Raw genomic sequence first — 19,544 nt, 5'->3', positions numbered from 1 at the left:
TCTCCATCAATGATGTCCATCGTCTGCCGCGAATTCGCCGCTAACTTACCACAACGGGGGCCCGCCACGCCCCGGCGCGCCGGATCCGTCGGGTATACTGCGCCGAACCCAATCGCCTTGTCCGCCCGCTTCGACATGAATTCCAGCAAGCCTGCCGCCCTTCTCTCCGCGCTGTTCCGTACTCGCGTGCCGCTCGTCGCGGCCGCTGTGGTCGCGGCCCTCGGCACCGCGCCTGCCGGCGCGCAGACGCAACCCGCAAAGTCCACGGGCAAGCTCGTCGCGCAGGCCCAGCCGCAGCAGCCGACGCCGCAAGGCCAGACCTTCGAAGAGGAAATTGTTCCGCAGCGTTACGCGAACAACGCGAAGGTCGATGCGTTCATCGACGAGATGGTCAGCCGCAACGGCTTCGACTCCGCCAGCTTGCATGCGCTGTTCTCGCGCATCAGCTATTCGGCGACAGCGGTCAAGCTCGTGAAGCCGGCCCCGTCGCCGACGGTCAAGAACTGGCGCGTCTACCGCTCGCGCTTCATCGAGCCGATCCGCATCAACGCGGGCGTGAAATTCTGGAAGGCGAACCAGGCAACGCTGCAGCGCGCGTCCGAGCAATTCGGCGTGCCGCCCGAGGTGATCGTCGGCATCATCGGCGTCGAGACGATCTACGGCCGCTACATGGGCAATTTCCGCGTGCTCGACGCGCTGACGACGCTCACGTTCGACTATCCGGATACGCCGAATCGCGACAGCCGCCAGGCGACGTTCCGCAAGAACCTCGAGGATTTCCTGGTCTGGACGCGCGACAACCAGCTCGACCCGACCACCGTGCTCGGCTCGTATACAGGCGCGATCGGGATTCCACAGTTCCTGCCGAGCAGCATCCGCGAATACGCGGTCGACTTCGACGGCACGGGCCATGTCGACCTGCGCAGCAGTCCTGTCGATGCGATCGGCAGCGTCGCGAACTACCTGAAGCAGCACGGCTGGGAAACCGACCGCCCGGTGGTCTGGCAGATCACGCCCGACACGGGCAGCTTGGGGATCGCCCAGGCCGCCGCCGACGGCCAGCCCGAACCGCACTGGGCGCTGTCGCAACTGCTGCGCGCGGGCATGACGCTGAACGAGCCGACGGTCAACATTACGACCGAAGGCGGTACCCCCGTGACGGTGGTCGACCTGCCGTCGCCGGGGCGTGCGACCGAGTACATGCTCGGCCTCAAGAATTTCTATGTGCTGACGCGCTACAACCGCAGCTTCTTCTACGCGCTCACCGTGTACCAGCTTGGCGAGGCGGTGAAGGCGCAGATGGAAGCGAGCGGCGCACTTCAGCCGGCCACCGCCGACACCGAGTCGCAATAAGCACCAACCGCTCAAAGAAAAAGCGCCGCACTAGCGGCGCTTTTTTATCGCATGCGCGCTGCGCGCACCTGCCTGCGTTCAGGCAGGAAACACGCCCGTGGACAGGTAGCGGTCGCCGCGATCGCAGATGATGAACACGATCGTCGCATTCTCGACCTGACGCGCGATGCGCATCGCGACTTCACATGCGCCGCCCGACGAAATGCCCGCGAAGATGCCTTCGACCGACGCGAGCCGGCGCGCCATCGTTTCCGCCGCGGCCTGGCTCACGCTCTCGACGCGGTCGACCCGGCTGCGATCGAAGATGGTCGGCATGTACGCTTCCGGCCACTTGCGGATGCCCGGAATGCGCGAACCGTCTTCCGGCTGCGCACCGACGATCTCGATTGCCGGATTCTGTTCCTTCAGATAGTGCGACGTGCCCATGATCGTGCCCGTCGTGCCCATGGCCGACACGAAGTGCGTGATGCGCCCTTCGGTATCGCGCCAGATTTCCGGGCCGGTCGCTTCGTAGTGCGCAATCGGATTGTCGGGGTTCGCGAACTGGTCGAGGATCACGCCCTTGCCTTCGCGCTGCATCTGGTCCGCGAGATCGCGTGCCAGCTCCATCCCGCCCTTCACCGGCGTCAGGATGATTTCGGCGCCGTAGGCAGCCATGCTCTGGCGGCGCTCGACCGACAGGTCCTCCGGCATGATCAGCACCATCTTGTAGCCGCGGATCGCCGCTGCCATCGCAAGTGCGATACCCGTATTGCCGCTCGTCGCCTCGATCAGCGTATCGCCCGGCTTGATGCGCCCGCGCGCCTCGGCCTTGCTGATCATCGACAGTGCCGGACGATCCTTCACGGAGCCCGCCGGATTGTTGCCTTCGAGCTTCGCGAGCACCACGTTGTTGCGCGCGCGAATTTCATCGTCCGGCAAGCGGACCAGTTGGACGAGCGGCGTATTGCCGATCGTGTCTTCGATAGTTTTGTAAGCCATGGAGATACCGTGAGTACGAGGCCGATCAATCGATCGATTGTAAACCAGCACCGCTGCTCACGCCGGCAACCCCATTGCGACGATGGAATACGCGTGCCGTGCAACACGCCGCCGCCTACACCGCGCCCACGCAAAAAACCCGCGGCATGCCGCGGGAAGCCGTCGCAATGACGGCGACTGAAGGAGCTCGTTGTCGGTCGCGCGCGTCGCGTTACTTCTGTGCCGTGCGGGCAGGTGGTGCCGCGGGCTTGCCGGGCGGCTTGCCCGGTGCGGGCGGCGTGGCACCCGTGCCGGCCGCACCGACCGTCAGGCCTTCCCGCTGAAGCCGCTCGACGGTATGGCCGCCCATGCCTTTCACGCGCGACGCGAGATCTTCCGCATTCTTGAACGGACCGCGTGCGCCGCGTTCGTCGAGAATCGCCTTCGCCCGTGCCGGGCCGATGCCCTTGATGCCGACGAGCGCATCCTCGTTCGCGGTGTTGACGTCAACGGCCGCCCAGGCCGACGCGATCGTGCCGAGCATTGCCGCTGCGGCCAACCATTTCCTGATCATGTGCTGGATCTCCGATGAAAAACGGCCGGCGGCTGCCGACCGTGAGACCCAGTCTATCGATGCAACGCTTCCGCTTAAACCTGGCCAGATAGCCAACGCACATAGCGGTCGACGCCTTCCTGCACGGTCAGGAACGGCGCGTCGTAACCGGCCGCGCGCAGCTTCGTCTGATCGGCCTGCGTGAAGCACTGGTACTTGCCGCGCAGTGCGTCGGGGAACGGCACGTATTCGATCAGCCCTTGCTCGACCTGCTGCGCGAGTGTCAGCGGCGGCTGGTTGTCGAGCGCACGCAGCGTGTTCACGACCGTCGACGCGATATCGTTGAACGGCTGCGCACGGCCGGTGCCGAGGTTGAAGATGCCCGACTTCTCCGGATGATCGAAGAAGAACAGGTTCACCTTCGTCACGTCCTCGACCGACACGAAGTCGCGCGTCTGCTCGCCCGGTGCATAGCCGTTGTACTCGCCGAACAGCTTCACCTTGCCTTCCGCACGGAACTGGTTGAAGTTGTGGAACGCGACCGACGCCATGCGCCCCTTGTGCGTCTCGCGCGGGCCGTACACGTTGAAATAGCGGAAGCCGGCGATCTGGCTCTTCGCGGTCGGCAGCACGCGACGGATCACCTGGTCGAACAGGAACTTCGAATAGCCGTAGATGTTCAGCGGCGCCTCGACCTCGCGCTCCTCGACGAAGCGCGTCGATCCACCGTAGGTCGCGGCCGACGACGCGTACAGGAACTGCGTGCCCTGCGCGAGGCAGGCGTCGAGCACCGCGCGGCTGTAGCGGAAGTTGTTGTCCATCATGTAGCGGCCGTCGGTTTCCATCGTGTCCGAACAGGCGCCTTCGTGGAAAATCGCGCGTACCTTGCCGAAATCGCCGCGCGCGAAACGTTCGACGAATTCCGTCTTGTCCAGATAGTCGTCGATCTCGCAATCGACGAGATTCCGGAACTTGTCCGCACGCGTCAGGTTGTCGACTGCGATGATGCGCGTTTCGCCGCGCTCGTTGAGCGCCTTGACGATGTTCGCGCCGATAAAACCGGCTGCGCCGGTGACGATGAGGGTCATGATCGTCCTGCCTGAAAAGTGCGAGCCATGCGTGCGGCGCGCTCGTCGCGCCACCGCATGCGCTCAGTGAAACAGTTCGTCGTAGTCCACCGTGGCCGTGCCGAGCTTGCCGACCACGATGCCTGCCGCGCGATTCGCGAGCACGACGGCGTCGACGAGCGGCACGCCCGCGCCGAGCATCGTCGCGACCGTTGCAATCACGGTATCGCCCGCGCCCGACACGTCGAACACCTCGCGCGCGAGCGCCGGTGCGTGCAGTTCGCCAGTGGCGGAAAACAGCGTCATCCCTTCCTCCGAACGCGTGAGCAGCAGCGCGTCGATGTCGAGTTCCGCGCGCAGCTTCGCGACGCGCGCGCGCAGATCGTCTTCCGACTTCCACTGCCCGACCACTTCGCGCAGTTCAGCGCGATTCGGCGTGATCAGCGACGCGCCGCGATAGCGTGCCCAGTCGTCGCCCTTCGGGTCGACGAGGACGGACTTGCCGGCCGCACGCGCCTTCTCGATCATCGTCGTGACGTGCGTCAGGCCGCCTTTTGCGTAATCCGACATCAGCACGACGTCGTGCTGCGGCAGCAGCGCATCGAAGCGCGCGAGCCCCGCGAGCAGCACCTCGTGCGTCGGCATCGCCTCGAAGTCGACGCGCAGCAGTTGCTGCTGGCGCGCGAGCACGCGCAGCTTGATCGTGGTCGGCAGCGCCGGGTCGCGCTCGAGATGCGGCGTCACGCCGCTGCTGCCGAGCAGCTCGACGATCCGCTCGCCGGGTTCGTCACAACCGACGACGCACAGCAATCCGGCCTGGCCGCCGAGCGTCACGGCGTTGCGTGCGACGTTGGCCGCACCGCCGAGGCGCTCTTCCTGACGCTGCACGTGCACGACCGGCACCGGTGCCTCAGGCGAAATGCGATCGACGTTGCCGAACCAGTAACGGTCGAGCATCACGTCGCCGACGACAAGCACGCGCGAGCGCGCGATCTGCTCGCGCGGCACCGGAACGACTTCGCGGAGAGTATTCATCGTGTGGTCAGCCACGGGTGGACGACTGGGGATCGACATACGGCCGGCCGATCGCGTAGTAGTCGATGCCCAGTTCGGCCATCGCATCCGGCTCATAGAGGTTGCGACCGTCGAAGATCACCGGCGCCTTCAGTTCGGCCTTCAGGCGCGTGAAGTCGGGGCTCCGGAATTCCTTCCACTCGGTCACGATCACGAGCGCGTCCGCGCCCGTCACGGCGATGTCCTGCGTCTCGACGAGATGCAGCCGCGCCAGCGCGTCCGGATCGGTGCCGAAATCGAGCGCAAACACGCGCCGCGCCTCGTCGACCGCGACCGGATCGTACGCACGCACGGTCGCGCCGCGTTCGAGCAGCGCGGCGATCAGGCGACGGCTCGGCGCCTCGCGCATGTCGTCGGTGTTCGGCTTGAACGCCAGGCCCCAGACCGCGAACTCGCGGCCGGTCAGGTCGGCGCCGAAGCGCTGCTCGATCTTGCTGATCAGCACGTCCTTCTGCGCATAGTTGGCCGCCTCGACGGCCTCCAGGATGCGCAGCGGCTGGCCGTTCTCGCCGGCCGTGCGAATCAGCGCCTGGACGTCCTTCGGGAAGCACGAGCCGCCGTAGCCGACGCCGGCGTACAGGAAGTGATAGCCGATGCGCGGATCGGAGCCGATCCCGCGGCGCACGGCCTCGATGTCGGCGCCGACCTTGTCGGCCAGATTCGACATCTCGTTCATGAACGAGATGCGCGTGGCGAGCATCGCGTTCGCCGCATATTTCGCGAATTCGGCCGAACGCACGTCCATGTAGATCGTGCGCTCGTGGTTGCGATTGAACGGCGCGTAAAGCTTCTTCATCTTCTCGCGCGCGATCGTGCCCGTCTCGTCGTCGTCGACGCCGATGATGATCCGGTCCGGACGCATGAAGTCTTCGACCGCGGCGCCTTCCTTCAGGAACTCCGGGTTCGACACGACCGAGAAGCGATGCGCGACGCTGCCTGCCAGACCGCGGGCGGCAAGCGCCTCGTCGACCACGCCGCGCACGCGCTGCGCGGTGCCGACCGGCACTGTCGACTTGTCGACGATCACCTTGAAGCCCGTCATGTGGCGGCCGATGTTGCGTGCGGCTTCGAGCACGTACTGCAGGTCGGCCGAGCCGTCCTCGTCGGGCGGCGTGCCGACGGCGATGAACTGGATCTCGCCGTGCGCGACGCTCGCCTCGATATCGGTCGAGAAGCGCAGGCGCCCCGCCGCGCGGTTGCGCGTGATGATGTCCAGCAGCCCCGGTTCGTGAATCGGCATCCCGCCGTTGTTCAGGATGTCGATCTTGCGCTGATCGACGTCGAGACAGAAGACGTCGTGACCGATCTCCGCGAGACAGGCGCCCGTGACGAGACCGACATAGCCGGTGCCGATGATGGTGATTTTCATAGATGTTCCGGTACTTCCCGGTAATTGACTAACTTGGCCGCCGGGACGAGCCCGGCGACAACCGCAGCGCGTTTCCGCTCGCCGGGATCAGCCCGGCATCGCAGGTTCGACGCGGCGCGGCGCATAGGTTTCCCAGCCGCTGCATCCGGGGCACTGCCAATAGAAGAGCCGTGCCCGGAAACCGCAATTCTGGCACGTATATCGTGGCAGATTCTTCGTGCGCTGCTTGATCAGCGCACGCATCATTTCAAGTTCCTTACGACGCGGTTCGTCGGCCGCGGCGATTTGCGCATCGAGCAGATGCAGCATCCCCGACAGGTTCGGAGACTTCTCCATCTGCGTGCGCGCGAGCGTGTGCGCGGCATCCTGGCCGCGCAACCCAGCGATGTGCTGGTACGCGATGTCGAGCAGGTCGTTCGACGGATAGCGGTCGATATACCCCATCAGCAGCTCGGCGCCTTCGGCATGCTTGCCGAGCGCGACGTACGCCTTCATCAGCTTGTCGGCGACGAGCGGCAGATACGCCGGATTCTGCGCCTCGACGCGCTTCCAGTGCTCGATCGCAGCCGCGTGGTTGCCCTCGGCTTCCGCCGCGTCGCCGGACAGCACCGTCGCGCGCACGTTCTGCGGGTTCACGGCCAGCGCCAGGCGCAGCTGTTCGGCGGCCGCTGCCGCGTTCTTTCGCTGCAGCGCGTCCTGCGCGAGTTCGCAGTGGAACTGGGCAATTTCGACGCCAAGCGGCTTGTCGCTCATCGACTCGATGCGCTTCGCCGTATCGATCGACTTGTTCCAGTCCTTCTCGATCTCGTAGATCGTCAGCAGCGCCCGCTGCGCGCCGAGCGCGTAATCGCCGTCGGCGAGCTTGTGAAACGCCTCTTCGGCACGATCGAGCAGCCCGGCCTTCAGGAAATCCTGGCCGAGCTCGTACAGCGCGTGGTCGCGCTCGTTGACCGGCAGGTCCGTGCGGCTCAGCAGGTTCTGGTGCACGCGGATCGCGCGATCGGTCTCGCCGCGGCGGCGAAACAGGTTGCCGAGCGCGAAGTGCAGCTCGACCGTCTCGGGATCGAGCTTGGCGACCTCGATGAACGCATCGATCGCCTTGTCGGGTTGTTCGTTCAACAGAAAATTCAGGCCGCGAAAATACGAGCGCGGCAGGTTGGCACTCTCCGACAGGAGATTCTTCAGGTCATAGCGTGACGCCGCCCAACCGAGCGCGAACGCAACCGGAATCGCGAGCAACCACCAGAAATCCAGATCCATGCGAAATATCGAAGCAGAGACGAAAACCGCGCGATGATCGCGCGGCGTCCGTGTTAAATGACGGGCGGCATCGGCGGCTGGTCGATGACGGCCGGCGTTTCGCGCGCCGCACGCAGATCGCGCTTCAGGCGCCCGTTCTCGAGACGCAGGCGGAAGATCGAAGGCAGCGCGGACAGCAAGCCGGCCAGCAGCCCCACGGCGAAGAACGCCAGGCCGATCAGGATCAGCGGCGCTTGCCATGAATAGCCGGCAACGAAATTCAGCGTCGCGGTTTGCGTATTGGCCAGCGCAAGCACCAGCAGCAGTACGAACACCAATACCCGGATCAGCCAGACGATAAACTTCATGAAGCCCTCTCTTTGTTGAGGTTTGCCGCGGCGCGCGACTCCCCTTCGTCGCACCGAATCGACCCGTATTGTAAAGGATGCGTTTCCGCGGCTGCGCAGATCCTGCGTGCCGCCGTTGCGCGATGATCGCCGGAAATGAAAAAAGCGCCCGCAAGGGGCGCTTTTCTTTTCAGCCTTCGCCGGATAGGTTCCGGGCAAACCGGATGACGCTTAACGCTCGTCGTCCGGATCATCAGCCTTCAGCGGTTCACCGGCGCGGCCGTCGACGCGTTCGCGCAATTCCTTGCCAGGCTTGAAGTGCGGCACGAACTTCTCGGGCACCTGCACTTTCTCCCCTGACTTCGGGTTGCGTCCGACGCGCGCCGGGCGACGGTTGAGGCCAAAGCTGCCGAAACCCCGAATTTCAATGCGATGCCCTTTCGCCAGGGCGTCAGACATCGCATCGAGCATCGTTTTCACCGCGAAATCCGCATCCTTGAGGACAAGTTGCGGAAATCGCGATGCCAGCTGCGCGACCAACTCGGATTTGGTCATACTTCAGCAGACCTCGTGAGGCTTACTGGTTCTGGCCGTCGAGCTTCGCCTTCAGCAGCGCGCCGAGGTTGGTCGTACCGGTCGCAGCAGCGCTGGAGTCCGACTGCAGGCCGCGGATCGCTTCCTGTTGTTCAGCCGAATCCTTCGCCTTGATCGACAGGTTGATGCCGCGCGACTTGCGATCGATGTTGATCACCATCGCGTTGACCTTGTCGCCTTCCTTCAGCACGTTGCGTGCGTCTTCGACGCGATCCTGCGAGATTTCCGACGCGCGCAGGTAGCCTTCGATGTCACCCGTCAGCGTAACGACCGCACCCTTCGCATCGACCGTCTTCACGACGCCGTCGACGATCGAGCCCTTGTCGTTCATTGCAACGTAGTTGCTGAACGGGTCGCCTTCGAGCTGCTTGATGCCGAGCGAAATACGTTCCTTCTCGACGTCGATACCGAGCACGATTGCTTCGACTTCGTCGCCCTTCTTGTACTTGCGAACCGCTTCTTCGCCAGCTTCGCTCCACGACAGGTCCGACAGGTGGACCAGGCCGTCGATGCCGCCCGGCAGACCGATGAACACGCCGAAGTCGGTGATCGACTTGATTGCGCCCGTGATCTTGTCGCCCTTCTTGAAGTTGCGGCTGAAGTCATCCCACGGATTCGGCTTGCACTGCTTCATGCCGAGGCTGATACGACGACGGTCTTCGTCGATCTCGAGGACCATGACTTCGACTTCGTCGCCCAGCTGGACAACCTTCGACGGAGCAACGTTCTTGTTGGTCCAGTCCATTTCCGACACGTGGACGAGGCCTTCGATGCCCGATTCCACTTCGACGAATGCGCCGTAGTCGGTGATGTTCGTGACCTTGCCGAACAGGCGCGTGCCCGACGGGTAACGGCGCGAGATGCCTTCCCACGGATCGTCGCCCAGTTGCTTGATGCCCAGCGAGACGCGGTTCTTCTCTTGGTCGAACTTGAGGATCTTCGCGGTGACTTCCTGGCCAACCGACAGGACTTCGCTCGGGTGACGCACACGACGCCATGCGATGTCGGTGATGTGCAGCAGGCCGTCGATGCCGCCGAGGTCGACGAACGCGCCGTAATCGGTGATGTTCTTGACCACGCCGTTGACGATCGCGCCTTCCTTCAGCGTCTCGAGCAGCTTCGCGCGCTCTTCGCCTTGGGTTGCTTCGATCACTGCACGACGCGACAGCACGACGTTGTTACGCTTGCGATCGAGCTTGATCACGCGGAACTCGAGCGTCTTGCCTTCGTACGGGGTCGTGTCCTTGACCGGACGCGTGTCGACCAGCGAACCCGGCAGGAACGCGCGGATGCCGTTGACCATCACGGTCATGCCGCCCTTCACCTTGCCGGTGATCGTGCCGGTGACGAGTTCGTTGTTGTCGAGCGCCTTTTCCAGCGACAGCCACGATGCAAGGCGCTTCGCCTTGTCGCGCGACAGGATCGTGTCGCCGTAGCCGTTTTCGAGTGCGTCGATCGCGACGGACACGAAATCGCCCGACTGCACCTCAACCTCGCCCTGATCGTTCAGGAATTCCTCGATCGGAATGTAAGCCTCGGACTTCAGGCCTGCATTGACGACCACGAAGTTGTGGTCGACGCGCACGACTTCGGCGGAAATCACTTCGCCGGCGCGCATGTCTTGGCGGGTCAGCGACTCTTCGAACAGAGCCGCGAAAGATTCAGTATTCGGGGTAGAGGTTTGCAGGTCGGACATAAAAATCTGATTGTGCATGGATCGCTGTGCCACGCCGGCCGGAATGGCAGGCTGAAAGGGCCAGATCGAGGTCCACACGGGGTTAAGGGTTCGAAACACGCTCCGCAATTACGCACGGAACACCTACCGCTGCCCGCCTTCTCAGGCCGGCTGGCCGAGCGCCCGGTACCACTGCAGCACCTGGTCGACCGCTTCATCGACCGAAAGCGCCGATGTGTCGAGCAGCTTGGCATCTGCTGCGGGCTTAAGCGGCGCGGCCGCGCGATTGCTGTCGCGCGCGTCACGTTCACGAAGATCCCGGAGCAAGTCATCTATATTAGCAGAAAAACCTTTTTGCATCAATTGCTTATGCCGTCTGGTCGCGCGCGCCTCGGCGCTGGCCGTCAGGAACACCTTCAGCACGGCGTCCGGGAAGATCACGGTACCCATGTCGCGCCCGTCCGCAACGAGGCCCGGCGTCTTGCGGAACGCGCGCTGGCGCGCGACGAGCGCGGTGCGCACCGGCCCGTGCACGGCGATCGCCGACGCGCGGTTGCCGACCGCTTCGGCGCGGATGTCGTTCGACACATCGACGCCGTCGAGCTGCGCGCAGCCTTCGCGGAACGTGATGTGGAGATCGTCGATCAGCTTCACCAGCGCGTCGATGTCCTCAGCCTCGATGCCATAGCGCACGCTCGCGAGCGCGGCGAGCCGGTACAGCGCGCCGCTGTCGAGCAGGTGGAAGCCAAGATGCGCGGCGACGAGCGCGGCGACGGTGCCCTTGCCGGAAGCAGTCGGGCCGTCGATCGTGATGACGGGAGTCGGGTGAAAGGGTCGGGTCGATTTCATCAGAACAGTGGGGTCAGGCTTTGGCGAGCGCGGCGAAGCGGTCGAAATAGTCGGGGAACGTCTTGCCGACGCACTTCGGATCGTTGATCCGCACGGGCACGCCGCCCAGGCTGACGAGCGAGAAGCACATCGCCATCCGGTGATCGTCGTACGTGTCGATCGCCGCGTTCGGCGTGAGCTTTTCCGGCGGCGTGACGACGAGGTAGTCGGGGCCTTCCTCGACGATCGCGCCGACCTTGCGCAGCTCGGTCGCCATCGCGGCGATGCGGTCGGTTTCCTTCACGCGCCAGCTCGCGATGTTGCGCAGCGTGCTCGTGCCGTTCGCGAACAGCGCCGCGACCGCGATGGTCATCGCCGCATCGGGGATCAGGTTGAAGTCCATGTCGATCGGCTCGAGCTTGCCGTGGTCGTGGCCGATGCCGCGTACGTCGATCCAGTCGTCGCCCATCGTCACGTTCGCGCCCATCTGCATCAGCGCGTTCGCGAAGCCGACATCGCCCTGGATGCTCGCTCGCCCCACGCCTTCGACGCGCAGCGGGCCGCCGCCGAGCGCGCCGGCCGCGAGAAAGTACGACGCGGAAGACGCGTCGCCCTCGACCATGATCCGCCCCGGCGAGCGATAGCGGACGCCGGCCGGCACGACGAAGCGCTGCCAGCCGTCGCGCTCGACGGTCACGCCGAAGCGCTCCATCAGCCGGATCGTGATGTCGATGTACGGCTTCGAGATCAGCTCGCCATCGACCTCGACGACGATCTTGCCGTCCTTCGCCTTCACGAGCGGCAGCGTCATCAGCAACGCCGTGAGGAACTGGCTCGACACGTCGCCGCGCACGCGGATCGGCGCGTCGACGGAAATGCTCGCCGGCTTGATCCGCAGCGGCGGGTAGCCTTCGTTCAACTCGTAGTCGATCTGCGCGCCGACTTGCCTCAGACCGTCGACGAGGTCGCCGATCGGCCGCTCGTGCATGCGCGGCACGCCGTGCACGCGATAGTCGCCGCCGTTCACCGCGAGCGCGGCGGTCAGCGGCCGCACGGCCGTGCCCGCGTTGCCGAGGAACAGGTCGGCCGTCTTCGCGGTGAATGCGCCGCGCGTGCCCGCCACGACGCAGGTGTCGCCATCACGCGCGAGCTTCACGCCGAGCTTGCCGAGTGCGTCGAGCATCACGCGCGTGTCGTCGGAATCGAGCAAGTTGGTGATCGTCGTTTCGCCTTCGGCAAGCGCCGCGAGCAGCAGCACGCGGTTCGAAATGCTTTTCGAGCCGGGCAGGCGCACGGTGCCCGATGCGCTGGAGTACGGGCCGAGATCGAGATAGTCCATGGGAATCGTCCTGTTATTTCTTGACCGGTTCGGCAGCGGGCGTACCGCCACGCTCCTGCCATGCCTTGCGGGCAGCGCGCGAGCGCGTGAACACCGCTTCGAGCGCCGCGCCGTCGCCGGCGTCGATCGCCGCGCGCAGCCGCGTGAGCACACGCGTGTAGCCATCGAGCTCATCGAGCAGCGCCGCGCGGTTCGCGACGCACACGTCGCGCCACATCTCCGGGCTCGACGCCGCGATGCGCGTGAAATCGCGGAAGCCGCCCGCCGCGTACGAGAATTTCAGTTCCGCGTCGGCCTCGCCGAGGATCTGCTCGACGAGCGCGAACGACAGCACGTGCGGCAGATGACTGATCGACGCGAATACGCGATCGTGCTGCTCCGTGCTCATCGTGCGCACGTCGGCGCCCGTTGCACGCCACATCGCATCGATCCGCGCAACGGATTCGGGTGCGTTCTCCGGCAGCGGGCACAGCACGACGTTGCGGCCGACGTACAGATCCGGCAACGCGGCCTCGACGCCGCTCGACTCGCGGCCGGCGATCGGGTGACCCGGCACGAACTGCGCGATCCGCGCGCCGAGCGCTTCGCGCGCGGCCGCAACGACATCGGACTTGGTGCTGCCTGCATCGGTGACGATCGTCGCCGCTTCAAGCCACGGCGCGATGCGCGCGAGCAGCGGGCCCGTCTGCGCGACAGGTGCAGCCAGCAGCACCAGATCGGCACCCGTCAGCGCGTCGCGCAATTGCGCGTCGTCGTCGAGCGCCGCCGCGCGGTCGATCACGCCGAGTGCGAGCGCACGCTCGACCGAAGCACGCGAACGGCCCACGCCGACAACCTCGCCCGCGCCGCCCGGCGCGCGCTCGCGCAACGCGCGGGCCAGCGATCCGCCGATCAGGCCGACGCCGAAGATGACCAGTTTGTTGAATGCAAAGCCTGACACGACTAGAGCCAAGTTACGCGCGCAGGACGACGCCCCGCACGCGGAATTCCAGATTCCGGGCCACGGGCCCGCACCCGGCGCAACCTGCGCCGGATGCCGCCCGAACCCGCCTTCGGCAGCACCGATCGGCCTGCCCTGCCCGCGTGGCCGCAACGCCTGCGCGAACAGGCCACGGGCCGCCACGCATCAGCGTGCGCGCGGATACGACCCGAGTATCTTCAGGAACGCGGCCTTCTGGCCGAGTTCCGCGAGCGCGGCCGCAACCGACGCATCGTCCCGGTGCCCTTCGATGTCGATGTAGAAGTAGTACTCCCACGTGCCGACGCGCGCCGGACGCGACTCGAAGCGCGTCATCGACACGCCGTGCCGCGCGAGCGGCTCGAGCAGCTTGAACACGGCGCCCGGTTCATTCTTCACCGACACGATCAGCGACGTCTGGTCGTGACCGCTCTGCCCGGCCGGCTGCTTGCCGATGATCACGAAGCGCGTGCGGTTGTGCGGATCGTCCTGGATCAGCGAGAACGCGATCTGCAAGCCGTAGTGTGCGGCCGCGCGGTCGCCCGCGATCGCCGCGACGGTCGGATCGGCCGCCGCGAGACGCGCAGCCTCCGCGTTGCTCGCCACCGCCTGCCGCTCGAGCTGCGGCGCATTCGCCGCAAGCCACTGCTGGCATTGCGCAAGCGCCTGCGCGTGTGCGCAGACGCGCTTCACGCCGTCGAGCGTGCCGCTCTGCGTCAGCAGGTTGTGATGGATCGGCAGCGCGAGTTCGCCGCTGATCAGCAATTGCGTCTGCAGCAGCAGGTCGAGCGTGCGCGACACGGCGCCTTCGGTCGAATTCTCGACCGGCGCGATACCGAACGCGGACGCGCCGGCCTCGACCGAGCGGAACACCTCGTCGATCGACGGGCACGGCAGCCCTTCGATCGACTGGCCGAAATACTCGAGCATCGCCTGCTCGCTATACGTGCCGACCGGCCCGAGGAACGCGACGTGGATCGTCTGCTCGAGCGCGCGGCTCGCGGCCATGATCTCGCGCCAGATGGCGCTGATATGCTCGCTCGCGAGCGGCCCCGCGCTCATGTCCTGCAGCCGGGCGATCACTTGCAGCTCGCGCTCCGGCCGGAACACCGGCGCGTTGAAATGCTTCTTGACCTCGCCCACCTCCAGCGCCACCGCGGCGCGCTGGTTCAGGAGCGCGATCAGCTGCGCATCGATCGCATCGATGCGATCGCGCAGCGGTTTCAGGCGGGAATTCAGTTCGTCGTCCATGCGTTTTGCCGTGCTGTTTGAACAGCGCCGCCGTCAGGCGCCGCGCTGCTCGAAGTCCTTCATGTACTCGACGAGCGCTTTCACGCCCTCGAGCGGCACCGCGTTGTAGATCGACGCCCGCATGCCGCCGACGGACTTGTGGCCCTTCAGCTGCAGCAGCCCGCGCGCCTTTGCGCCGGCAAGGAAGTCTTCGTTGCGCGTTTCGTCGGCCAGGAAAAACGGCACGTTCATCCGCGAACGTGCTGCCGGCTCGACCTTGTTCAGATAGAAACTGCTCGCATCGATCGTGTCGTAGAGCAGCTTCGCCTTTTCGATATTGCGGGCCTCGATCGCTTCGAGGCCACCCTGCCGCTTCAGCCACTGGAACACCAGGCCCGCGATGTAGATCGCGTAGGTGGGCGGCGTGTTGTACAGCGAGTTGTTCGCTGCGATGGTCTTCCATTCGAACGCGGACGGGCAGATCGACAGCGCACGGTCGAGCAGATCCTCGCGCACGATCACGAGCGTCACGCCGGCCATCCCGATGTTCTTCTGCGCGCCGCCGAACAGCACGCCGTACTTCGCGACGTCCAGCGGACGCGACAGGATGTGCGACGAGACATCCGCGACCAGCGGCACGTCACCGAGATCGGGAATCTCGAACGTCTCGACGCCGTCGATCGTCTCGTTGGTACACAGATGCACGTAGGCCGGATCGTCCGACAGCTGCCATTCGGCGCGCGCGGGCGCACGCGTGAAGCCGTCTTCCGTCTTGCCGGTTGCGGCGAGATGCGGCGTGCCGTATTTCTTCGCTTCGCTGAACGACTTCTGCGACCACGAGCCCGTGACGACGAAGTCGGCCGTCGTGCGCGACCCGAGCAGGTTCATCGGGACGATCGCGTTTTCCGCGATACCGCCGCCCTGCAGGAACAGGATCCGGTGACTGGCCGGCACGCCGAGCAGGTCGCGCAGGTCGGTCAGCGCGGCCTCGTGGATCGACATGAATTCCTTGCCGCGATGGCTCATCTCCATCACGCTCATGCCGCTGCCATGCCAGTCGAGCATTTCGTCGGCCGCTTGCCGCAGCACTTCCTCGGGCATCGCCGCAGGGCCGGCGGAGAAATTAAAGACGCGCATCGTGAAAACCTCGGAGGGACGCGACCGGCTCGCCGCCGGCAGAACGCGCCAGAAAAGAAATGGCCGCTTGCGCTCGCGCGCAAACGGCCATTATCGCACTGTCGTCAGGCTCCCGCCAAACCCGGCCGAACGGCCGGGGGCGTGCCCGGACGGCTTTACTTGCCCGGCTTGACTGCTGCGACTTCCTTGTCAGCCTGCGTGCGCGTTGCCTGGATAGCTTGCGGCATGTACTTCTGCATCAGGCCGTTGACCACGTCGCGACCGACCTGATCCTGAACCTGGATGAACTTGCGGCCCGTCGGGCTCTTGTAGAACGTCGTCAGATCCTTGATCTCCGACGTGCTGTAGTACTTCGCGTAGGCGTCGTACTGAGCCGACATCGCGTCGCTCTGGAACTGTTGCGTGCCGAACACCTTGCCTGCGCCGTCAACCAGCTTCGGCACCGCGTTCTTCTGCAGCGTCGGAACGGCAGCCTGCTTCTGCTTGTCGTTCAGCGTCTTGTTTTCCGACAGCGCGTCCGACAGGATTGCCGGGACGAGTTGCTTGGCCTGCATTTCGGCGCTGTTGCCGATTGCCGACACGAGCTTCGGCGCGTCGATCGCGTCGAGCAGATCCTTGATCGCTGCCTTCTTGTCGGCGTCGATCGGCGCAGCTGCTGCCGGAGCTGCCGGTGCGGAATTCGACAGCGCTTGCGCCATCGCGAACGTCGGCACCAGTGCAGCCAGCAGAACCAGTTGCTTGAATTGCTTTTGCATCATCACTCCCTTTTGGAAATATGAATGGTTGCTCGCCGGCCGCGGCGCTTCGCGCCTGCGGCGGCTAGAGTCTCATCCGTTCTTCAGGCTTCGCCGTCCGACGCCTCGTCGGCTTCGCCCTCTCCCTCTTCGGCCTCCGCGATCTGCTGCAGGCCAGAGAGCTTGGTACCCTCATCGAGACTGATGAGTGTAACACCTTGCGTGGCACGCCCCATCTCGCGAATCTCCGAGACACGGGTGCGAATCAACACGCCGGCCGTCGTGATCAGCATGATCTGATCTTCGGCATCGACGAGCGTTGCAGCCACGACCTTGCCGTTACGCTCGGACGTCTGGATCGCGATCATACCCTTCGTGCCGCGGCCGTGACGCGTGTACTCGGTGATCGGCGTGCGCTTGCCGTAGCCGTTCTCGGTCGCGGTGAGCACCGTCTGCTCCTCGCTGCCGGCAACCAGCAGCGCGATGACCTGCTGGCCGTCCTCGAGCTGCATGCCGCGCACGCCACGCGCCTCGCGACCCATCGGACGCACGTCGTTTTCGTCGAAGCGCACGGCCTTGCCGGAGTCGGAGAACAGCATCACGTCGTGCGCGCCGTCGGTGATCGACGCACCGATCAGGAAGTCGCCTTCGTCGAGACCGACCGCGATGATGCCCTTCTTCATCGGACGGCTGAATGCCTCGAGCGGCGTCTTCTTCACGGTGCCGAGCGACGTTGCCATGAAGATGAACTTGTCGGCCGAGAATTCCTTGACCGGCAGCACGACGTTGATCTTCTCGCCTTCCTGCAGCGGGAACATGTTGACGATCGGGCGGCCGCGCGAGTTGCGCGAGCCCTGCGGCACTTCATAGACCTTGACCCAGTACACGCGGCCGCGGTTCGAGAAGCACAGGATGTAATCGTGCGTGTTCGCGATGAACAGCGTCTCGATCCAGTCGTCTTCCTTCATCTGCGTCGCCTGCTTGCCGCGACCGCCACGCTTCTGCGCACGGTACTCGGACAGCGGCTGCGACTTCACGTAGCCCGCATGCGACATCGTGACGACCATGTCCTGCGGCGTGATCAGGTCTTCGGTGTTCAGCTCGGTCGCGTTCAGCTCGATCTTCGAGCGGCGCGCGTCGCCGAACTCGGCCTTCACCGAGGTCAGCTCCTCGCCGATCATCGTCGTGATCCGCTCGGGGCGCGCGAGGATGTCCAGCAGGTCGGCGATCTGGGCCATCACTTCGCGGTACTCGCCGATGATCTTGTCCTGCTCGAGGCCGGTCAGGCGCTGCAGACGCATCTGCAGAATTTCCTGGGCCTGCGTGTCGGACAGGCGGTACAGCCCGTCGGCCTGCATGCCGAACGCCGGGTTCAGGCCTTCCGGGCGATACGCGGAGCGGCCGCCGGCCGCCGCGTTCTCGCTCTCGGCACGCGTGAGCATCTCGCGCACGAGCGACGAATCCCACGGCTTCGCCATCAACTCCGCCTTCGCGATCGGCGGCGTCGGCGCGGCCTTGATGATCGCGATGAACTCGTCGATGTTCGCGAGCGCGACCGCGAGACCTTCGAGCACGTGGCCGCGTTCGCGGGCCTTGCGCAGTTCGTAGATCGTGCGGCGCGTCAGCACTTCGCGTCGATGCGACAGGAAGCACTGCAGGATTTCCTTCAGGTTCAGCAGCTTCGGCTGGCCGTCGACGAGCGCGACCATGTTCATGCCGAACGTATCCTGGAGCTGCGTCGCCTTGTACAGGTTGTTCAGCACCACTTCCGGCACTTCACCGCGCTTGAGCTCGATCACGACGCGCATGCCGCTCTTGTCGGACTCGTCGCGGATGTCGGAGATGCCTTCGAGCTTCTTCTCGTTGACGAGCTCGGCGATCCGCTCGAGCAGCGAGCGCTTGTTCACCTGGTACGGCAACTCGTCGACGATGATCGCCATCCGCTGGCCGCGGTCGATCTCCTCGAAGTGCGTGGCAGCACGCATCACGACGCGGCCGCGCCCGGTGCGATAGCCGTCGCGCACGCCGGCGACGCCGTAGATGATGCCGGCCGTCGGGAAATCCGGCGCCGGGATGATCTCGATCAGCTCGTCGATCGTCGCTTCCGGGTTGCCCAGCAGGTGCTGGCACGCGTCGACGACTTCGTTCAGGTTGTGCGGGGGGATGTTGGTCGCCATGCCGACCGCAATACCCGACGAGCCGTTGATCAGCAGGTTCGGGATGCGCGACGGCAGGACCGACGGCTGCATTTCGTTGCCGTCGTAGTTCGGCTCGAAATCGACCGTTTCCTTGTCGATGTCGGCGAGCAGCTCGTGACCGATCTTCGCCATGCGAATTTCGGTGTAACGCATCGCCGCGGCATTGTCGCCGTCGATCGAGCCGAAGTTGCCCTGCCCGTCGATCAGCATGTAGCGCAGCGAGAAGTCCTGCGCCATCCGCACGATCGTGTCGTAGACCGCGGTGTCACCGTGAGGGTGGTACTTACCGATCACGTCACCGACGATACGCGCCGACTTCTTGTACGCGCGGTTCCAGTCGTTGTTCAGTTCGTGCATCGCGAACAACACGCGCCGGTGCACGGGTTTCAGGCCATCGCGGACATCCGGGAGGGCACGTCCGACGATCACGCTCATCGCGTAATCGAGATACGAACGGCGCATTTCCTCTTCTAGGGAGGTGGGCAGGGTCTCTTTGGCGAATTGATCCATGTATCCGTATCGTTTCGGAGCGAAGACGGCGAACGCCTTTCGCGTGGGCGCTGCATGCGCAACGCAACGCGAGATTCTAACATGCGCCCATCAGCCGCCAATTCGCCCCCTCTATATATGAATAGCAAAAATCGCGGCGTCGGCGAATCGGCCGCAATGGCACATCGCAATCGCCCCCGACTCGTCATCACAGACGATTGCCGCGTCACGCGTTCCTCGCGCACGAGTAAACAACTGCATTCATCGGCGCAATTTCGCCGCCACACTCTTGACAATTTCTAAAAGTTACGGCAGGCCAGTGTTGCGCATGCACCACAAAGTTGAAGCGATCTTGGGGTGGGGAGGATTTTTTTTCGTAGGAAGGGAACGATATGGCAAA

17 protein-coding genes are annotated in these 19,544 nt (G+C 64.8%); 1 reads left to right on the top strand and 16 read right to left on the bottom strand.

Annotated elements, in window-relative coordinates; genetic code table 11:
- The first annotated feature begins 9 nt into the window (after window positions 1-9).
- Window positions 10-1,353 carry a lytic murein transglycosylase B gene (mltB, locus tag CFB45_RS05365; protein WP_089424807.1) on the top strand — a complete coding sequence of 448 codons (1,344 nt, stop codon included), beginning with the start codon at window positions 10-12 and terminating at the stop codon, window positions 1,351-1,353.
- A gap of 78 nt (window positions 1,354-1,431) precedes the next feature.
- Here mltB and cysM read toward each other — a convergent pair whose 3' ends face one another.
- The 16 genes from cysM to gyrA all read right to left on the bottom strand — a co-directional run bounded on the left by cysM (window position 1,432) and on the right by gyrA (window position 19,165).
- Window positions 1,432-2,334 (bottom strand): cysteine synthase CysM, encoded by a 903-nt coding sequence (gene cysM / locus CFB45_RS05360; RefSeq protein WP_089424806.1) that lies wholly within the window; start codon window positions 2,332-2,334, stop codon window positions 1,432-1,434.
- Between the two features lie 211 nt (window positions 2,335-2,545).
- Window positions 2,546-2,887, bottom strand: coding sequence for a ComEA family DNA-binding protein (locus tag CFB45_RS05355; RefSeq protein ID WP_089424805.1), 342 nt, complete (start codon window positions 2,885-2,887; stop codon window positions 2,546-2,548).
- A gap of 74 nt (window positions 2,888-2,961) precedes the next feature.
- Complete coding sequence (gene rfaD / locus CFB45_RS05350) at window positions 2,962-3,954, bottom strand: ADP-glyceromanno-heptose 6-epimerase (protein WP_039343257.1); 993 nt, start codon at window positions 3,952-3,954, stop codon at window positions 2,962-2,964.
- A 63-nt stretch (window positions 3,955-4,017) separates the two neighbouring features.
- A complete protein-coding gene (rfaE1, locus tag CFB45_RS05345) occupies window positions 4,018-4,968 on the bottom strand; it encodes a D-glycero-beta-D-manno-heptose-7-phosphate kinase (RefSeq protein WP_089424804.1) in 951 nt (316 codons plus the stop codon).
- A gap of 7 nt (window positions 4,969-4,975) precedes the next feature.
- Window positions 4,976-6,376 carry a UDP-glucose dehydrogenase family protein gene (locus CFB45_RS05340; protein ID WP_089424803.1) on the bottom strand — a complete coding sequence of 467 codons (1,401 nt, stop codon included), beginning with the start codon at window positions 6,374-6,376 and terminating at the stop codon, window positions 4,976-4,978.
- Between the two features lie 87 nt (window positions 6,377-6,463).
- On the bottom strand, window positions 6,464-7,636 hold the full coding sequence (lapB, locus tag CFB45_RS05335; RefSeq protein ID WP_089424802.1) for a lipopolysaccharide assembly protein LapB: 1,173 nt from the start codon (window positions 7,634-7,636) through the stop codon (window positions 6,464-6,466).
- A gap of 53 nt (window positions 7,637-7,689) precedes the next feature.
- Window positions 7,690-7,983, bottom strand: a complete 294-nt coding sequence (locus CFB45_RS05330; RefSeq protein WP_021157458.1) for a lipopolysaccharide assembly protein LapA domain-containing protein — start codon at window positions 7,981-7,983, stop codon at window positions 7,690-7,692.
- A gap of 210 nt (window positions 7,984-8,193) precedes the next feature.
- The gene (locus CFB45_RS05325; RefSeq protein ID WP_006486894.1) at window positions 8,194-8,517 is read right to left on the bottom strand and encodes an integration host factor subunit beta; all 324 of its coding nucleotides are present in this window, start codon (window positions 8,515-8,517) and stop codon (window positions 8,194-8,196) included.
- A 22-nt stretch (window positions 8,518-8,539) separates the two neighbouring features.
- The gene (rpsA, locus tag CFB45_RS05320) at window positions 8,540-10,252 is read right to left on the bottom strand and encodes a 30S ribosomal protein S1 (protein ID WP_011544885.1); all 1,713 of its coding nucleotides are present in this window, start codon (window positions 10,250-10,252) and stop codon (window positions 8,540-8,542) included.
- 141 nt (window positions 10,253-10,393) lie between these two features.
- The gene (gene cmk / locus CFB45_RS05315) at window positions 10,394-11,080 is read right to left on the bottom strand and encodes a (d)CMP kinase (protein ID WP_039343267.1); all 687 of its coding nucleotides are present in this window, start codon (window positions 11,078-11,080) and stop codon (window positions 10,394-10,396) included.
- A gap of 13 nt (window positions 11,081-11,093) precedes the next feature.
- The gene (gene aroA, locus CFB45_RS05310; protein ID WP_089424801.1) at window positions 11,094-12,398 is read right to left on the bottom strand and encodes a 3-phosphoshikimate 1-carboxyvinyltransferase; all 1,305 of its coding nucleotides are present in this window, start codon (window positions 12,396-12,398) and stop codon (window positions 11,094-11,096) included.
- Window positions 12,399-12,411: 13 nt separating this feature from the next.
- Window positions 12,412-13,338: a prephenate dehydrogenase/arogenate dehydrogenase family protein gene (locus tag CFB45_RS05305; protein ID WP_089424800.1), complete on the bottom strand. Its 927-nt coding sequence runs from the start codon at window positions 13,336-13,338 to the stop codon at window positions 12,412-12,414.
- Between the two features lie 186 nt (window positions 13,339-13,524).
- The gene (pheA, locus tag CFB45_RS05300; protein ID WP_069247429.1) at window positions 13,525-14,607 is read right to left on the bottom strand and encodes a prephenate dehydratase; all 1,083 of its coding nucleotides are present in this window, start codon (window positions 14,605-14,607) and stop codon (window positions 13,525-13,527) included.
- 33 nt (window positions 14,608-14,640) lie between these two features.
- Window positions 14,641-15,723, bottom strand: coding sequence for a 3-phosphoserine/phosphohydroxythreonine transaminase (gene serC, locus CFB45_RS05295; protein ID WP_089424799.1), 1,083 nt, complete (start codon window positions 15,721-15,723; stop codon window positions 14,641-14,643).
- Between the two features lie 155 nt (window positions 15,724-15,878).
- On the bottom strand, window positions 15,879-16,478 hold the full coding sequence (locus tag CFB45_RS05290) for a DUF2059 domain-containing protein (protein WP_006486966.1): 600 nt from the start codon (window positions 16,476-16,478) through the stop codon (window positions 15,879-15,881).
- A gap of 83 nt (window positions 16,479-16,561) precedes the next feature.
- Complete coding sequence (gene gyrA / locus CFB45_RS05285; RefSeq protein WP_089424798.1) at window positions 16,562-19,165, bottom strand: DNA gyrase subunit A; 2,604 nt, start codon at window positions 19,163-19,165, stop codon at window positions 16,562-16,564.
- Between the last annotated feature and the right edge of the window lie 379 nt (window positions 19,166-19,544).

Origin of the sequence: Burkholderia sp. HI2500 (assembly GCF_002223055.1) — a bacterium.
Lineage (GTDB): Bacteria > Pseudomonadota > Gammaproteobacteria > Burkholderiales > Burkholderiaceae > Burkholderia.
Note: the sequence above shows the minus strand (reverse complement) of the source record. Positions and strands in the feature narration are given on the sequence as shown.

Coding starts and splice junctions, on each gene's coding strand:
- mltB (WP_089424807.1), top strand. CDS start 10: ATGATGTCCATCGTCTGCCGCGAATTCGCCGCTAACTTACCACAACGG.
- cysM (WP_089424806.1), bottom strand. CDS start 2,334: ATGGCTTACAAAACTATCGAAGACACGATCGGCAATACGCCGCTCGTC.
- CFB45_RS05355 (WP_089424805.1), bottom strand. CDS start 2,887: ATGATCAGGAAATGGTTGGCCGCAGCGGCAATGCTCGGCACGATCGCG.
- rfaD (WP_039343257.1), bottom strand. CDS start 3,954: ATGACCCTCATCGTCACCGGCGCAGCCGGTTTTATCGGCGCGAACATC.
- rfaE1 (WP_089424804.1), bottom strand. CDS start 4,968: ATGAATACTCTCCGCGAAGTCGTTCCGGTGCCGCGCGAGCAGATCGCG.
- CFB45_RS05340 (WP_089424803.1), bottom strand. CDS start 6,376: ATGAAAATCACCATCATCGGCACCGGCTATGTCGGTCTCGTCACGGGC.
- lapB (WP_089424802.1), bottom strand. CDS start 7,636: ATGGATCTGGATTTCTGGTGGTTGCTCGCGATTCCGGTTGCGTTCGCG.
- CFB45_RS05330 (WP_021157458.1), bottom strand. CDS start 7,983: ATGAAGTTTATCGTCTGGCTGATCCGGGTATTGGTGTTCGTACTGCTG.
- CFB45_RS05325 (WP_006486894.1), bottom strand. CDS start 8,517: ATGACCAAATCCGAGTTGGTCGCGCAGCTGGCATCGCGATTTCCGCAA.
- rpsA (WP_011544885.1), bottom strand. CDS start 10,252: ATGTCCGACCTGCAAACCTCTACCCCGAATACTGAATCTTTCGCGGCT.
- cmk (WP_039343267.1), bottom strand. CDS start 11,080: ATGAAATCGACCCGACCCTTTCACCCGACTCCCGTCATCACGATCGAC.
- aroA (WP_089424801.1), bottom strand. CDS start 12,398: ATGGACTATCTCGATCTCGGCCCGTACTCCAGCGCATCGGGCACCGTG.
- pheA (WP_069247429.1), bottom strand. CDS start 14,607: ATGGACGACGAACTGAATTCCCGCCTGAAACCGCTGCGCGATCGCATC.
- serC (WP_089424799.1), bottom strand. CDS start 15,723: ATGCGCGTCTTTAATTTCTCCGCCGGCCCTGCGGCGATGCCCGAGGAA.
- CFB45_RS05290 (WP_006486966.1), bottom strand. CDS start 16,478: ATGCAAAAGCAATTCAAGCAACTGGTTCTGCTGGCTGCACTGGTGCCG.
- gyrA (WP_089424798.1), bottom strand. CDS start 19,165: ATGGATCAATTCGCCAAAGAGACCCTGCCCACCTCCCTAGAAGAGGAA.